This window comes from Saccharopolyspora sp. NPDC045941 (assembly GCF_056431445.1).
On record NZ_JBWKKU010000049.1, the window covers coordinates 36,907 to 52,638 of the forward strand.

14 protein-coding genes are annotated in these 15,732 nt (G+C 71.0%); 11 read left to right on the forward strand and 3 right to left on the reverse strand.

What is annotated here, in order from left to right:
• Nucleotides 1-65 precede the first annotated feature (65 nt).
• Both AC07FN_RS31860 and AC07FN_RS31865 read left to right on the forward strand, forming a co-directional pair.
• Nucleotides 66-959, forward strand: a complete 894-nt coding sequence (locus AC07FN_RS31860) for an ABC transporter ATP-binding protein (RefSeq protein WP_478398939.1) — start codon at nucleotides 66-68, stop codon at nucleotides 957-959.
• Nucleotides 956-1,675: an ABC transporter permease gene (locus tag AC07FN_RS31865; RefSeq protein ID WP_478398940.1), complete on the forward strand. Its 720-nt coding sequence runs from the start codon at nucleotides 956-958 to the stop codon at nucleotides 1,673-1,675. Before AC07FN_RS31860 ends, AC07FN_RS31865 begins: the two co-directional genes overlap by 4 nt.
• 76 nt (nucleotides 1,676-1,751) lie before the next feature.
• Here AC07FN_RS31865 and AC07FN_RS31870 read toward each other — a convergent pair whose 3' ends face one another.
• Nucleotides 1,752-3,326 (reverse strand): dolichyl-phosphate-mannose--protein mannosyltransferase, encoded by a 1,575-nt coding sequence (locus tag AC07FN_RS31870; protein ID WP_478398941.1) that lies wholly within the window; start codon nucleotides 3,324-3,326, stop codon nucleotides 1,752-1,754.
• 83 nt (nucleotides 3,327-3,409) lie between these two features.
• On the opposite strand from AC07FN_RS31870, the gene rsmI reads away from it, so the two are divergent.
• On the forward strand, nucleotides 3,410-4,246 hold the full coding sequence (gene rsmI, locus AC07FN_RS31875) for a 16S rRNA (cytidine(1402)-2'-O)-methyltransferase (protein WP_478398942.1): 837 nt from the start codon (nucleotides 3,410-3,412) through the stop codon (nucleotides 4,244-4,246).
• A 30-nt stretch (nucleotides 4,247-4,276) separates the two neighbouring features.
• Nucleotides 4,277-4,864, forward strand: coding sequence for a cysteine hydrolase family protein (locus AC07FN_RS31880; protein ID WP_478398943.1), 588 nt, complete (start codon nucleotides 4,277-4,279; stop codon nucleotides 4,862-4,864).
• An 84-nt stretch (nucleotides 4,865-4,948) separates the two neighbouring features.
• On the opposite strand, the gene AC07FN_RS31885 is transcribed toward AC07FN_RS31880, so the two are convergent.
• A complete protein-coding gene (locus AC07FN_RS31885; RefSeq protein ID WP_478398944.1) occupies nucleotides 4,949-5,938 on the reverse strand; it encodes a helix-turn-helix transcriptional regulator in 990 nt (329 codons plus the stop codon).
• 93 nt (nucleotides 5,939-6,031) lie between these two features.
• Here AC07FN_RS31885 and AC07FN_RS31890 point away from each other — a divergent pair, with 93 nt between their 5' ends.
• Complete coding sequence (locus tag AC07FN_RS31890) at nucleotides 6,032-6,430, forward strand: VOC family protein (RefSeq protein WP_478398945.1); 399 nt, start codon at nucleotides 6,032-6,034, stop codon at nucleotides 6,428-6,430.
• 88 nt (nucleotides 6,431-6,518) lie between these two features.
• Here the strand turns inward: AC07FN_RS31890 and AC07FN_RS31895 are convergent, their stop codons facing one another.
• Nucleotides 6,519-7,787 (reverse strand): aminodeoxychorismate synthase component I, encoded by a 1,269-nt coding sequence (locus AC07FN_RS31895; protein ID WP_478398946.1) that lies wholly within the window; start codon nucleotides 7,785-7,787, stop codon nucleotides 6,519-6,521.
• A 209-nt stretch (nucleotides 7,788-7,996) separates the two neighbouring features.
• On the opposite strand from AC07FN_RS31895, the gene AC07FN_RS31900 reads away from it, so the two are divergent.
• The 6 genes from AC07FN_RS31900 to AC07FN_RS31925 all read left to right on the forward strand — a co-directional run bounded on the left by AC07FN_RS31900 (nucleotide 7,997) and on the right by AC07FN_RS31925 (nucleotide 15,693).
• A complete protein-coding gene (locus AC07FN_RS31900) occupies nucleotides 7,997-9,022 on the forward strand; it encodes a DUF4185 domain-containing protein (RefSeq protein ID WP_478398947.1) in 1,026 nt (341 codons plus the stop codon).
• 313 nt (nucleotides 9,023-9,335) lie between these two features.
• On the forward strand, nucleotides 9,336-10,187 hold the full coding sequence (locus AC07FN_RS31905; RefSeq protein ID WP_478398948.1) for an esterase/lipase family protein: 852 nt from the start codon (nucleotides 9,336-9,338) through the stop codon (nucleotides 10,185-10,187).
• 133 nt (nucleotides 10,188-10,320) lie between these two features.
• Nucleotides 10,321-12,114, forward strand: coding sequence for a methionine--tRNA ligase (gene metG, locus AC07FN_RS31910; protein ID WP_132492860.1), 1,794 nt, complete (start codon nucleotides 10,321-10,323; stop codon nucleotides 12,112-12,114).
• A gap of 120 nt (nucleotides 12,115-12,234) precedes the next feature.
• Entirely contained in the window at nucleotides 12,235-13,074 is an 840-nt protein-coding gene (locus tag AC07FN_RS31915) for a TatD family hydrolase (RefSeq protein WP_478398949.1), read from the forward strand.
• A 181-nt stretch (nucleotides 13,075-13,255) separates the two neighbouring features.
• A complete protein-coding gene (locus AC07FN_RS31920) occupies nucleotides 13,256-13,612 on the forward strand; it encodes a transglycosylase family protein (protein WP_478398950.1) in 357 nt (118 codons plus the stop codon).
• A gap of 584 nt (nucleotides 13,613-14,196) precedes the next feature.
• Nucleotides 14,197-15,693, forward strand: a complete 1,497-nt coding sequence (locus AC07FN_RS31925) for a transglycosylase family protein (RefSeq protein WP_478398951.1) — start codon at nucleotides 14,197-14,199, stop codon at nucleotides 15,691-15,693.
• Nucleotides 15,694-15,732 lie beyond the last annotated feature (39 nt).

Below are 15,732 nucleotides of genomic sequence, written 5' to 3' on the forward strand. Positions count from 1 at the left end.
GACTCGCGATCGGGGCTGACGGAACGCTCTACCGGCGCGAATGCGATCCGGCGAGCCTTGACGGCATGACGACACCAGTGATCAGCGTCAACGGACTGCGTTGCCGCTACGGCGATTTCGAGGCGGTCCGCGGGATCGACTTCGACGTGCACTCCGGTGAGCTGTTCGCGCTGCTCGGCACCAACGGGGCGGGCAAGACGACGACCCTGGAGACCATCGAGGGGCACCGGGCGCCCACCGCGGGCGCGGTGCGGGTCTTCGGCCAGGACCCCCGGCGGGATCGCTCGGTGCGCCGCCGGACCGGGATCATGTTGCAGGAGGGCGGTTTCGCCGGCGATCTGACGGTCCTCGAAACCGCCCGGCTCGGCGCCGCGCTGACCGCCCGAAAGTCCGATGTGGACGAATCGCTGGCGGCGGTGGGGCTGGCGGCCCGGCGCGCGACGCGGGTGAAGCAGCTCTCCGGCGGCGAGCGGCGCCGGCTGGACCTCGCGCTCGCCCTGCTCGGCGATCCGGACCTGCTGTTCCTGGACGAGCCGACCACCGGCATGGACCCGGAATCCCGCCGCGCCACCTGGGAAATGGTGCGCGCCCGCCTCGCGCGGGGCACCACGGTGCTGCTGACCACGCACTACCTGGAGGAGGCCGAACGGCTGGCGCACCGGCTGGCGATCATGCACCAGGGCCGCATCGCGGTGTCCGGCAGGCTGGTCGACGTGCTGGCCTCCCAGCAGGCGCGGATCAGCTTCGATCCCGGCGACCGCGTCGAGCTCCCGCCGCTGGCCGGGACGGCGACGTGGACCGGCACCCGCGTGGAGGTCCGGACCCCGGCCCTGCAGCGCGACCTGCACGCGCTGCTGTCCTGGGCCGACGGACGCCTGGACCTCGCGGGCCTGCGCGCGCACCAGGCGTCGCTCGAAGACATCTTCCAATCCGTCCGCCAGGAGGTGGCCGTCCCATGAGCACAGCCGTGCTCGCATTGAGCAGCGCCGAGTGGAAGCTGCTGATGCGCAACAAGACCGTGGCGCTCAGCGCGACGCTGATGCCGCTGCTGCTCGGCCTGTTCCTGGGCACCAGCGTGCCCGGCAGCGCCGACCTGCGGGTCTGGTCCGCGACGCTGACCACGCAGCTGCTGGCGGTGCAGGGCCTCACCGTCTACTTCACGGTGACCACCGCGCTGACCAGCCGCCGCGAGGACCTGTACCTGAAGCGGCTGCGCAGCAGCGAGCAGTCGGCCGCGACGATCCTGACCGGGCTGCTGAGCCCGGCGGTCCTGCTCGGGTTCGGCCAGATGATCGTGCTGTTCGGGATTTCGGTGGGCCTGGGCGCGCCGCTGCCGGCGAGCCCGGTCGCGCTGGTGCTCGCGATGATCCCGGGAGTCGCGCTCGCCGTCGCGGCGGGGGCGGCGACGAGCGGCCGGACGTCCACCGCGGAGCAGGCGCAGATCACCACGATGCCGTGGCTCCTCGTGCTGCTCGGCAGCGCGGTGTGGGCGTCGTTGAGCAGCTCGCCGGCCGTGGTGCTGCTGCCCGGCGGGGCCTTCGGGGACCTGGTGCACCGCGCGATGTCCGGGGTGGACCTGCTGGGCGGGCTTCCGGCGCTCGGCGTGCTGGTGGCCTGGACCGCGGTGCTGGGCCTGCTGGCCCGCGCCTGGTTCCGCTGGGAGCCACGCGCCTGATCCTGTTCCGGCTGGTCACGGGCCGTGAGTGTGGTGGAGATCACCCCAAAACGCTCACGGCCTCGCAGCTGCGGGCTCAGCGCCAGGAGGGGAGCCAGAGCTCGGCCTGCCAGTGCTCCTGGGTGATCGGCTCGCCGTTGAGGATCGGCCACAGCCACACGAAGTTCGCCACCACGAGCCCCACGTACAGCGACACCGCGAGCAGCCCCGTCTGGCGCCGTTCCAGGTGGTCGCGCGCCGTGCCCAGCACCTCGCCCAGCACCAGCACGATGCCCAGCACCAGGAACGGTGCCAGCGGCGTCGCGTAGAAGAAGTACATCTGCCGGTCCAGGTTGGTGAACCACGGCAGGTAGCCCGCGCCGTAGCCGACCAGGACCGCGGCGTAGCGCCAGTCCATCCTGCTGGTCGCCCGCCAGACCGCCCAGCCCGCGACGGGCAGCGCCAGCCACCACATCGCCGGCGTGCCGATCAGCATCGTCGCCCCGATGCAGTTGGACCGGCCGCAGCCCGAGATCCCGGACTCGTAGTAGTAGAGCATCGGGCGCATGCCCATCGGCCACGCCCACGGCTTCGACTCCCACGGGTGCGGGTTCTTCGGCGTGACCAGGTGGGTGTGGAAGTCCAGCACGTTGAGCTGGTAGTACAGCAGCGACCGCAGCGCGTCGGGCAGCGACCCGAAGCCTACGTCGTCGGCGGTGATCACGGCGTGCCGGTCCGTCGCCGTCTCGCTGGCGAACCAGCCTGCCCAGGTCGCGAAGTAGACCAGCAGCGGGATCGCCACCAGCGACCACAGCGCCGGCGCGGTGTCGCGCACCAGCGCCGCCCGCCACGGCCGCCGGACCCCCGCCGCGCGTCGCGCCAGCGCATCCCAGATGACGCTGAGCAGGCCGAACGCCATGATGTAGTAGATGGCGTTCCACTTCACGCCGCAGGCCAGCCCGAGCATCAGCCCGGTGCCGAACCGCCACCAGCGGAACCCCAGCCGCGGGCCCCAGCCGCTCGCGTCCAGTCGGCCCTCGACGCACACCTGCCACAGACGGCTGCGCACCTGGTCGCGGTCGGCCAGCAGGCAGGCGAACGCGGCGAGCAGGAACATCGCCTGGAACACGTCGAGCATCCCGACCCGGGACTGCACGTGGCTGAGCCCGTCGCAGATCAGCAGCACGCCGGCCACCGCGCCGAGCAGCGTGGATCGGGTCATGCGGCGCGCGATGCGCACGACGAGCAGCACCATCACCGTGCCGCAGAGCGCGGCCATGATCCGCCAGCCCCACGGGTTGTAGCCGAACAGCCACTCGCCGATCGCGATCAGCTGCTTGCCGACCGGCGGATGCGCGACCAGCTCGTAGCCGGGGTTGTCCTCGTAGCCGCCGTTGCGCAGCATCTGCCACGCCTGCGGCACGTAGTGCTTCTCGTCGAAGACCGGGGTGCCCTCGTTGGTGGCGCGCCCGAGGTCCCACAGTCGCACGAGGCCCGCGACGACCGTGACCGCGATCGTCACCAGCCAGCCGCGCAGCCGGTCGGTGGGCATCGTCACGTCGAGCAGCGGACGCGGGTCGGTCTCGCCCGGCTGCCGGGCCGGTGGCCTGCGGCCGACGTTGACGAGTTCGTCGGCGCTGCGGCCACCCGGATTGGGGACGAGGACGCTCACAGCCCCCGATCGTAGGAGACCAGCCGCGAAGTCGGTGGCCCGCCGCCCCGGGCGGCGCGCCCGCGGAAATACGCTGTGCGGTTATGGACTCCGGCACGCTCCTGCTCGCCGCCACCCCGCTCGGCGACGCCCGCGACGCTTCGGCGCGCCTCATCGACGCGCTCAGCTCGGCCGACGTCATCGCGGCGGAAGACACCAGGCGGGTGCGCGCGCTCGCCAGCGCGCTGGGCGTCACGCCCGGCGGCAAGGTGGTCAGCTACTACGAGGGCGTGGAAGCGGCGCGGGCGCCGATGCTGCTGGACGCCCTGCGCGAGGGCCGCACGGTGCTGCTGGTCACCGACGCCGGGATGCCCAGCGTGTCCGACCCCGGATACCGGCTGGTCGCGGCCTGCGTCGCCGAACAGCTGCCGGTGACCTGCCTGCCGGGGCCGTCCGCGGTGACCACCGCGCTCGCGGTGTCCGGGCTGCCGTCGGACCGGTTCTGCTTCGAGGGGTTCCCGCCCCGCAAGCAGGGCGAACGCCGCCGCTGGCTCGGCCGGCTGCTCGCCGAGGAACGCACCTGCGTGTTCTTCGAGGCGCCGCACCGGCTCGCCGACACCCTGGCCGACGCCGTCGAGGTGCTCGGCGGCTCGCGGCGGGCGGCGGTCTGCCGCGAGCTGACCAAGACCTACGAGGAGATCCGCCGCGACAGCCTCGCGGAGCTCGCCGCCTGGGCCGCCGAAGGCGTGCGCGGCGAGATCACGGTGGTGCTCGGCGGAGCCGAGCCGCCGGCGGCCACCGACCCGGCGGAGCTGGTGGCGCAGGTGGAGGAGCGCGCCGCCGAAGGCGTGCGGCTGAAGGACGCGGTAGCGGAGGTCGCGGAGCTCGCGGGCGTGCGGAAGAAGGAGCTGTACGACGCGGTCCTCGCCGCCCGGCGGTAGAGACCCGGCCGGGCTCTCGGGCAAGATCGAATGATGCGATGTGCGGTGCTGGGCCTGCATTGGCAGGTCAACGTGATCGAGCCCGAGGGATTCTTCGGCGGGATGCTGGCCGAACCGGTTGCCCGCAGCGGCGTGGTCGAGCGCGCCGCGCGGTTCCACCGGGCGGCCGGCGAGGCCGGGGCCGAGCTGGTGTTCACCCGGTTCACGGTGCCCGTCGGGGAGGGTGAGCTGGTGCGCAACACGGCGTTCATGCGCGCCGTCGGCGATGCGCAAGAAGCGTTCCGGCCGGACGCGCCGGGCTCCGGGCTGATCGCGGCGATGGCGGACTCGGGCGGCCGGGTGGTGGACAACCAGCGGCTCTCCGGCTTGGCGGGCAACGACCTCGTGCCGTGGCTGCACGAGCAGGGCATCGACACCCTGCTGATCACCGGGGTGGCCACGAACCTGACGGTCGAGCAGACGGCCCGGCACGGCACCGACCTCGGCTTCACCGTGCACGTGGTGCGCGACTGCGTGGCGGCGGCCGACGAAGCGGTGCACGCCGCGTCCCTGGCGAACCTCGACCTGGCGACGGCGGGTTGCCTCACCGCCGAAGAGGCTCTGGCCCTGCTCGGCTGACACCCCCTGCCGGGTGGCGTTTTCGCGCGAAAACGGCGTCGCCTGCGGCTAGCTGTGCCATCTCATGACATTGGTTCCTCGCGGTCAGGCTTGGCGAGCGTAGGACGCAAGGCGATCGGCGAGCGCGGTGACGAGGTCGCGCAGCTCATCCGGGCGCTCGATGACGAACGGCCGGTCGAGTGAGGCGAGCACTGGAGGCAACCAGTCGAGCCGCTCCGCCCGCAGATCGACGCGCAGCCAGCGCTCGGTCGCCCGGTCCTGGCCTGCCGCGGACTCGTGCTCCTCCAGGCTCGCGACGCTGGCGGGCAGGTGGGCGCGGATCTGCTCAACTGTCCCGTGGATCCGCAAGGTCACCTCATGCCGGTACTCGGCCGTGGCGAACGCTGACAACACGCGCTGTGCCGGATCGGGACCCACAGGCGCTTCGAAAAATCCGGGCAGGGCCCGCGCGTCTGCGATGCGATCGAGCCGGAAGGTTCGGTCCTCGCCGATCTGGGCGTCCTTGCCCGTGACGTACCACCGGCCCGCATGGGCGACGATCCCGTACGCGTGCAGCGTGCGTTCGCTGCGCCGTCCGTCGCGGTCGGTGTAGCGGATCGAGACCGGTCGGCGGTGGCGCACCGCATCGGCGATGGTGAGCAGGACCCCGGCGTCCGGGGTGTCGAACTCTCCGGGCTGGTCCGTGAAGGCGAGGGATTCCAGGAGTGTGTCGAGCCGGCGGGCGATGTGCTCGGGCAGCACCCGCCGGATCTTCGCCGATGCCGTCTCGTTTGCCGTGTGCTGCGTCGTCGTCAGCCCTGCTCGGCGGCCGGCGACCAGGCCGAGCAGCACGGCAAGCGCCTCGTCGTCGCTGAGCATGAGCGGAGGCAAGCGGTACCCGGGAGCGAGCCGGTACCCGCCGTAGCGGCCGCGCACCGATTCCACGGGCACATCCAGGTCGATCAGCTGGTCCACGTACCGCCGCACGGTGCGCCCTTCGACGCCGAGCCGGTCGGCTAATTCGGCCACCGTCCGGGTACCGCCCGACTGCAGCAGCTCCAGGAGTATCAGCACGCGGGCAGTGGGTCGGGGCATGCGCACAACCTAACGCGAATACAGGACCGATTCTGTCCACTATTTCTCCTAGCCTGCGCGGTGCACGCCTCCAGCACAGCCAAGGAGATCCCCATGGAGTTCGTCTCGATCCGCATCATCACCAGCGACGTAGCGCGCCTCGTCGAGTTCTACGAGCGAGCCACCGGGGTGCGGGCGACGTGGGCCACCGAAGACTTCGCCGAACTCAACACCGCGGGCGCCACCCTCGCGATCGCCGGCACTAGCACCGTCCCTCTGTTCGCCCCGGGCTCTGCCCGCCCGGCGGACAACCACAGCGTGATCACCGAGTTCCTCGTCGATGACGTGGACCGCGTTCACCAGAACCTGACCGGTTTCGTCACCGGCTTCGTCACCGAGCCCACCACGATGCCCTGGGGCAACCGGTCGCTGCTGTTCCGCGACCCCGACGGCAACCTCGTCAACTTCTTCACCCCCGTCACCCCAGCGGCCATCGAAAAGTTCGCACGCTGACGCGACCAGCCGCCCGAACCACTCGCGGACATCCCGCAGCAGCCCACCTTCGAGGACTTCGCGCAACCAAGGTCCCGAGACACCACATCTAGCGGTCGAGCAGGGACAGGACCGGGGCGGCCTTGGTGAGCACTTCCTGCCATTCCCGGTCCGCGTCGGAGTCCGCGGTGATCCCGCCGCCGACGCCCAGGTGCAGCACGCCGTCGGCGAATTCCAGGGTGCGGATGGCGACGTTGAGCTCCATGCCCGCGACGGGCGAGACCATGCCGACCACGCCGCAGTAGACGTCGCGCGGCTGCGATTCCAGCTCCGCGATCAGCTCCAGCGCCCGCGCCTTCGGCGCGCCGGTCACCGACGCGGGCGGGAACGCCGCCGACAGCAGCGCCGAATTCGGCAGCTCCAAGGGGATTTCCGCCCGCACGTCCGACACCAGGTGCCACACGCCGGGGTGCGGCTGCACGTCCAGCAGCCGGGGCACCGTCACGCGCCCGACCTCGGCGACCCGCCCGAGGTCGTTGCGCGCCATGTCCACGATCATCACGTTCTCCGCAACGTCCTTTGTGGACGAACGGAGCAGTTCGGCGTTGCGGTCGTCCTGCGGTCCCCGCCGCGGCAGCGTGCCCTTGATCGGGCTGGAGCGCACCACCCGGCCGTGCCGGGCCAGGAACAGCTCGGGCGAGAAGGACGCGACCGCGCCCCACGACCCGGCCACGTAAGCGGCCCGCGCGGGCTGCAACCGCGCGCTGCCCGCGGCGAACACCTCCAGCGGATCGCCCCGGAACGGCACCGCGAACCGGCTGCAGATGTTCGCCTGGAAGATCTCGCCTCCGGCGATCTCCTCCACGCATCCGCGCACGGCTTTGCCGTGCCGGTCGGCGTCCGGTCTGCCGACCGGCCCCGCCTCCCAGGAGACCTGCGGCGGATCGCCTCCGGCGACCACCTCGGCGAGCTCCGCGACCAGTCCCGGTTCTGCGGCGCCGAGCGCCTCGAACCACCATTGCCCGTCCGGGTCGAGCCGCAGCACGTGATCGGCCCAGCCCCACGCGGCGAGGGGCAGCCGGCGGGGTTCGGCGTGCCGACCCGGGTCGGTGAGGCCGTAGCCGAGGTAACCGATCCAGCCGCCACCGACCGGGCCGGGTCCGGCCTGGCCGACAGGCGTGTCGGTGGTGGTGAAGGCCCGGTCCGGCGCGGTGGCGTCGATCCGCACGGACGGGGCGAGGACGGCGGAGCCGCCGAACCAGTCGCCGGTCAGCGCGGCCGGCGGCGGCAGCCCGCGGCGGCGCGCGCGGGCCGCGAGGCGCCGCAGCACCTGGGCTGCGCTCGCCTCGCCGTCAATCGGACGGGTGAAGAGCGGCACGCCGACAGTATGACCGCGCACCGAGCCGGGACCACAGCCCCGGCTACCGCTGTTTGCGCTGGTCAATCAGGTGGGGCGCGGTTTGGGGAGTGGCCGAGGTCATGTCCCGGCCAGGATCCCGAGCCGCCGGGCAGCGCCGCGAGCTCGCGGCGGCCACCTGCGCGAACGCCTTCCCCGCGCGACGCGTCTGCCGTGCGTACGGTGGACGCGTGGTGAGTGTGATCGGTGCGACCAGGCTCACGAGGATCACCGGCGAGGACTCCTGCAACAGCACGGCCAGCCGGTTCGGCATCCGCGCGACGGACCTCGGGATCATGTGGGACGACGGCCGGGGCGGCGTGCTCGCGGCTTTCGGCGACACCTACGGCGATGGCTGGGGCGGGCACGGCGCGGGCCCCAAGAGCGCCGACTGGCGGTACAACGTGATCGCGCGGTCCACCAACACCGATCTGGACGCGGGCCTGAAGTTCGACTCGGTACTGTCGCGCGAGGACGGCATGGCCGGGCAGGCGCTGCCCGGCGACCGGAACGGGGTGCGCGAGCACACCGTGATCCCGACCGCGGGGATCGCCATCGGCGGCCGCAACTACCTGCACTACATGTCCGTGCGGCGGTGGGGGATGCCGGGCGTGTGGCACACGAACTACGGCGCGCTCGCGTACTCCGACGACGGCGGGGCGGCCTGGACGAAGTCGGAGACGGCGGTGTGGCGGAACTCGCGGCAGCCCTGGCTGAGCCGGTTCCGGCGCCGCGACCCCGGTGGCCATCCGTTCCAGATGATCGGTTTCGCCGGAGTCCTGGACGGCCGCGCCCACCTGCTGGGCACCCCGAGCGGCCGGTTCGGCGCCGGGCACCTCGCCCGCGTCGGCGCCGACGACCTGCTCGACCCAGCGGCCTACGAGTACTGGACCGGCACCGGCTGGGGCGACGACCCGCTCGCCGCCGCGCCCGTGCTGCCCGCGCCGGTCGCCGAGCTGTCGGTGCAGTACAACCGGCGCTTCGACCGGTGGTTCGCGGTGCACCTCGACGAGCGGCGCGCGGCGATCGTGCTGCGCACGGCTCCGGAGCTCACCGGGCCGTGGACCGGCGGCGAGGTCGTGGTGTCCGGTGCCGACTGCCCGGGGCTCTACGGCGGTTTCCTGCACCCGTGGGCCGCGGACCGGCCGGCGATCTACTTCACCCTGACCCAGTGGGGCCCGTACAACGTCGACTTCTTCCGCGCCGACCTGGCCTGACCAGCCGCCGCATCGAACAGCGCAAAACCCGTGCGCACTTCTTGCCGCTGTAGAGCCTGTTTCCAAACTTGCTCTGCGTGGCGGTGCGAGCTGCGAGCGGCTGCGCCGCTTCAAAGACAAGACCCCGCGGTACCGCACCTCACACCACGACATCCAAAACAGCCGCTGTAGCAGCACAAAGTGCGCACGGGTCTTGAAGTCGCGCGTGCTCTTGGCGGCTGGGCCGTCGGGATGATGTTGCGGTCGGCCGCGTCACTTCCTGGTTCCGGGCCCGTTGTGCATCGAAAAACCGCACGACGAGGCGAGGTTGAAGATGCGCATCAGAGGTGTCCTGGCCGCCCTCGCGGCCCTGCTCGCGGTCACCGCGGCGGCGACGCCCGCGACGGCCCAGCCCGAGGCGGCCGCCGCGCCGTCCGGCGTGAACGACTGGAGCTGCCAGCCCAGCGCCGAACACCCGACGCCGGTGGTCCTGGTGCACGGCCTCGGCGGTGCCGCCACCACGAACTGGGCGTACCTGGGGCCGGTGCTGGCCGACCAGGGCTACTGCGCCTTCGCCCTGACCTACGGCCTTCCGCCCGGGGTCCCGCAGATCACCGGCGGATTCGCGCCGATGGAGGAGAGCGCGCCCGAGCTCGCCGACTTCGTCGACCGGGTGCTGGCCGCCACCGGCGCCGAGAAGGTCGACCTGGTCGGCCACTCCGAGGGCACCGTGATGCCGCAGTACTACCTGAAGTTCCTGGGCGGTGCCGAGAAGGTGCAGCGCTACGTCGCGATCACGCCGCTCTACGACGGCACCACGCTGCAGAACACCTCGGAGCTGCTGGACCGGCTGGCCGAGGAGCTGCCGGTCGTCGGCCAGATCCCGGACGAGCTGTGCGGTTCGTGCCGCCAGTTCTTCAAGGACTCCGAGTTCATGACGAAGCTCAACGCCGACGGCGCCGCGGTGCCCGGCATCGAGTACACGACGATCATGACCAAGTACGACCAGCTGGTCACCCCGTACACCAGCGGCTACCTGGACGCGCCGAACGCGACCAACATCCTGCTCCAGGACGTCTGCCCGCAGGACTTCTCCGAGCACGTCGCGGTGGCGTTCAACCCGCACGTCGGCCGCATGGTGCTCAACGCCCTCGACCCGGCCGGCGCCCAGCCCGTGCGGTGCTGATCCCGGTCGTCGCCGGCCGCCACCCTCGTCACTCGCACCGCTACCGGCACAGCTGCGCGGGGCGAGCCCGGAACACCTTCATTAACGAGAACCGGTTCGAGGTCACGACCCCTCGAACCGTAGGCTAAGCACCATGAGTGCCTCTGTGTTGACCGCTGTGGCCTGGCCCTATGCGAACGGTCCACGGCACATCGGCCACGTCTCCGGTTTCGGTGTGCCCTCGGACGTCTTCTCTCGCTACCAGCGAATGGCCGGCAACCGGGTGCTCATGGTGTCCGGCACCGATGAGCACGGCACGCCGATCTCGGTGCAGGCCGAGAACGAGGGGCTGACCACCCGCCAGCTCGCCGACAAGTACAACCGGGTGATCGCCGAGGACCTGCAGGGCCTCGGCCTGTCCTACGACCTGTTCACCCGCACCACCACGGGCAACCACTACGAGGTCGTCCAGCAGATCTTCCTCGCGCTGTACCGCAACGGCTACGTGCTGCCGAAGACCACCACCGGCGCGATCAGCCCGTCCACCGGTCGCACGCTGCCCGACCGCTACATCGAGGGCACCTGCCCCATCTGCGGCTACGACGGCGCGCGCGGCGACCAGTGCGACAACTGCGGCAACCAGCTCGACCCGGCCGACCTGATCAACCCGGTGTCCCGGATCAACGGCGAGAAGCCGGAGTTCGTCGAGACCGAGCACCTGTTCCTGGACCTGCCCGCGTTCACCGAATCGCTGGGCAAGTGGCTGTCCACGCGCACCGGCTGGCGGCCCAACGTCCTCAAGTTCGCCCAGAACCTGGTCGACGACATGCGGCCCCGGGCGATCAGCCGGGACCTGGACTGGGGCGTGCCGATCCCGCTGGACGGCTGGCGCGACCAGCCGATGAAGCGGTTCTACGTCTGGTTCGACGCGGTGATCGGCTACCTGTCGGCCAGCGTCGAGTGGGCCCGCCGGACCGGTGACGCGGACGCCTGGAAGCAGTGGTGGACCGACCCGGCCGCCCAGGGCTACTACTTCATGGGCAAGGACAACATCACCTTCCACGCCCAGATCTGGCCGACGCTGCTGATGGGCCACAACGGCCAGGGCGACCGCGGCGGCGAGGTCGGCCCGTACGGCGAGCTGAACCTGCCGGACGAGATCGTCTCCAGCGAGTTCCTCACCATGAGCGGGTCGAAGTTCTCCACCTCCCGCGGCACGGTGATCTACGTGCGGGACTTCCTGCGCGAGTTCGGCCCGGACACCCTGCGGTACTTCATCTCGGTCGCGGGGCCGGAGAACCAGGACACCGACTTCACCTGGGACGAGTTCGTCCGGCGCACCAACTTCGAGCTGGCCAACGAGTGGGGCAACCTGGTCAACCGGTCCATCTCGATGGCCGCGAAGAACAACGGCGCGGTGCCCGCGCCGACCGCGCCCCAGGCCGCCGACGAGGAGCTGAAGGCGTTGTCCCGCAACGCCTTCGACACCGTCGGCGGGCACCTGCAGCGGTCCCGCTTCAAGGCCGCCTCGCAGGAGGCCATGCGGGTCGTGTCGGCGGCGAACAAGTACCTGTCCGACCAGGAGCCGTGGAAGCTCAAGGAGGACCCGGACCGGCGGGACGCCGTGCTGCACACGGCGCTGCAGGTGGTTTCCGACGCCAACACGCTGCTCACCCCGTTCCTGCCGCACTCGGCGCAGAAGGTGCACGAGCTGCTCGGCGGCACCGGTGTCTGGTCGGCCCAGCCGGAGATCCGCGAGGTGACCGACCTGGACGACCCGAGCATCGAGTACCCGGTGCTGATGGGCGACTACGCCGGCGAGCAGGCTGCGTGGCGGTCCACCGAGATCGAGGTCGGCCGGCCGTTGCAGAAGCCGACGCCGCTGTTCGCCAAGCTGGACCCGAAGCTCGGCGAGACCGGCCCGGAATGGGCCCCGATCGAAAGCTGATCACCCGAGGGTTGGGGCACCCATGACGGAGTCAGTCGGTGCCCCAACCCTCGGTGGACCGCAGTTTCAATTGAAACTGCGGTCGACCCAACCGAGTGCTGCCTGCGTTGGAGAGGTGCGATGAGCAAGCGGGACCGGAAGCGTGAGCTGCCGCCGGTGCCGGAGGCGCTGCCCGCGCCCGCGGTCGACGCGCACACCCATCTCGACGCTTGCGGCGCGAAGACGCTCGACGAGGTGCGCGCCATGGTGGACCGCGCGCAGGCAGCCGGGGTCGGCCGGGTGGTGACCGTCGCCGACGACATCTCCTCCGCCGAGTGGGCCGTCGAGGCGTCCACTTGGGACGACCGGGTGTTCGCGGCGGTGGCGCTGCACCCCACCCGGACGAAGGACTTCGACGACGCCGACCGGCAGGTTTTGGAGCGGCTCGTCGCGCACCCCCGGGTGGTCGCGGTCGGCGAGACCGGGCTCGACTACTACTGGGACTACTCGCCGCCGGAGCCGCAGCAGGAGGCCTTCCGCTGGCACATCGACCTGGCCAAGCGCGTCGGCAAGCCGCTGATGATCCACGACCGCGAGGCGCACCAGGACATCCTGCGGATCCTGGCCGAAGAGGGCGCCCCCGAAACCGTGGTGTTCCACTGCTTCTCCGGGGACGCCGAGTTCGCCCGGTCCTGCGTGGACGCCGGCTACGTGCTGTCCTTCGCCGGGACCGCGACGTTCCGCAATGCCAACGCCAAGGCGCTCCGGGAGGCCGCGCAGCTGGTGCCGCTGGACCAGTTCGTGGTGGAGACGGACGCCCCGTTCCTGACCCCGCACCCGTTCCGCGGACGCCCGAACGAGCCGTACTGCGTCAATTACACCCTTCAGGATCTTGCCGAACTCCGTGGAATGACGCTTGAAGAACTCGTGGTGGCGACCACGGCCACGGCCGAGCGAGTGTTCCGGCTCGATCAGGCGTAACCCCACCCGTATTCCTTTCACTCGCAGTTCTTTGCTACTGCGCGCCGAATCGCGCCCGCTTGCAGTCCGCTACGTCGTCCCTACCGTCCACATCGGAAGCCGGGATGGGGGCCAGCACCCCGAAATTCCGCCCCGCTGGGCGGAGAACCTCCTACCCGGAGGCACGGCAGTCAGGATTGCGATGAAGTTCGGTTTGTTCGCGAAGGCGACGGTAGTGGCGAGCATCGTGGTCTGCGGTGCGGCGCCGATGGCGGCGGCGTCTCCGAGCGCGCCGCCGGCCGCGCGGTCGGGCGTCTGGGACCGGCTCGCGAAGTGCGAGTCGGGCGGCAACTGGTCCGCCAACACGGGCAACGGGTACTACGGCGGCCTGCAGTTCAACCGCCGGACCTGGGCCGCGCACGGTGGCAACCGGTTCCACAAGTACCCGCACCGGGCGTCGCGGGAGCAGCAGATCGTCATCGCGGAGGCGCTGCGCGTGGCGCGCGGCGGCTTCGGCGCCTGGCCCGCGTGCGCGCGGAAGCTGGGCCTGCCGCGATGAGGTGATCAACTCGCTGCGGGGGCACAGATCCCTCGGGTGAGGGGAGGGAGGCCCGGCCCGAGCGCGTTGAGTGCTCGGGCCGGGTCCGGTTCCCGGCCCGGAAACCGCGTGCCGGTCATGGAAACCGCAGGTGTCGGGGGCGTGTGATATGTCACCCAAGAGCCTGGTCGCCCAGTTAACGGGACGGCGACGGTACCCCCGAACGGACCAAATGCGGGCGATCTCGCTTACTGATCGTGCTCGGTTGCTCGGCAAATCAGTGTAACGCAGATCACAAGCCTGATCGGGGTCCTTGGCTGGCTGCATTGATCACGCTAAAGTCTCGGCCTCGTAACCGATGACAACCAGTCATGGGGAACGCCCGTAAGTCTCGCCGGTGTACGTCGGGGAAGCGGGCCGTGGGCAACGGAGCCTCGGTCGGCTAGGACGGCGCTTGGCTGCGGGAGTCGGATACAGACACGAAGCACGAAGGTTGTGTGCACGCGAGGAGCGAGGGAGTTGAGCGACGACATGGGTCTCGCCCGACGCCACCTCCGCTCCGCATCACGCGAGCGCGACTTCCGCCTTCGGGAGGTAACGACCCTGTGAACGGACGCGGCGAGCCCAGCTATCCCGGCCATGCCTACCGGTCGGACGACGGCTACTGGGCCGAATCCTTCGAGCCTGCGACGGACTGGTTCACCCCGGTCCAGGCCGAGCAGCACACCGCAGTCGGACTCCTGGACCGCCCGGAGCCGCAGCGGTACCCGGCCGAGGACCACCCGAGCTTCCCGCCGGGCTCGCTCGAGATCACCCCGGCGGACATCTACGACGTTCTCGGCCCGGACGCCGCGGACATGCTCGCGACCGCCGAGATCGACGTCGACGAGGTCATCCGGCTGATCAACGCCGAGACCACGGTGCTGCCGCCGCTGGTCATCCCGGACGCGTTGCCGGAGGCGGAGGAGGACGACACCCCGCCGCAGGAGGTCGTCGACGCGATCGCCACCTGGAAGCGGCGCTTCCTCAAGGGCGCGGTGGCCGGCGTGCTGCTCACCCTCACCGGCACCGGCGGCGCGGCCGCCGCGATGGACAAGTCGGTGACCGTCGAGGTCGACGGGCACGAGCGCACCGTCAGCACCTACGAGGGCACCGTCGCCGACGTGCTCGAGGACGAGGGCATCGCCGTCGGCCAGCACGACGCGCTGAGCCCCTCGCCGCAGGCCAAGGTCAGCCACGGCGACACCATCACCCTCGACCGCGGTCGGCTGCTGAAGCTGACCGTCGACGGCGAGCCGCGCGAGGAATGGGTCCGCTCGGTCACGGTGGACCAGGCGCTGCGCCAGCTCGGCGTGCAGGCCGACGGGGCGTGGCTTTCCGCCGACCGCACCATGGCCGTGCCCGAGCAGGGCCTGGACCTGGTCGTCAAGACCAGCAAGAACATCACCGTCATCGACGGTGGCAACGAGCCGCGGCAGCTGACCACGACCGCCGTCAACATCGACGAGCTGGTCAAGGAGCAGAAGCTCGAACTCGGCCCCGAGGACACGATCACGCCCGGCGGCGACCAGCGGCTGGTCACCGGCGCCGAGATCCGCATCGACCGCACCGGCAGCACGGTCATCAACGTGACGATGCCGGTCGCGCCCCCGGTGCAGGAGATCGTCGACAACACGATGTTCAAGGGCGAGGAGCGGGTCGAGTTCCCCGGCGTGCCCGGCGAGAAGATCGTGTTCACCCGGGTCACCACGCGCAACGGCGACGAGACCGGCCGGGAAGCCGTCGGCGAGAAGATCACCAAGGAAGCGCAGCCCAAGGTCGTGCGCGTTGGCGGGAAGCAGCCGCCGAACAGCGGGGTCTGGGACAAGCTGGCGCAGTGCGAGGCCGGCGGCAACTGGGCGATCAACAGCGGCAACGGCTACTACGGCGGCCTGCAGTTCAACAAGTCCACCTGGGACGCCTACGGCGGCGACCAGTACGCGCCGTACCCCCACCAGGCCAGCCGCGAGCAGCAGATCGCGGTCGCGGAGAAGGTCCGCGCGGCCCGCGGCGGCGGCTACGGAGCCTGGCCGGGCTGCTCCTCCAAGCTGGGCCTCGGCTGACAAGCGGTATTCCAGACGCATTTTGCGTGGCGGTGCATG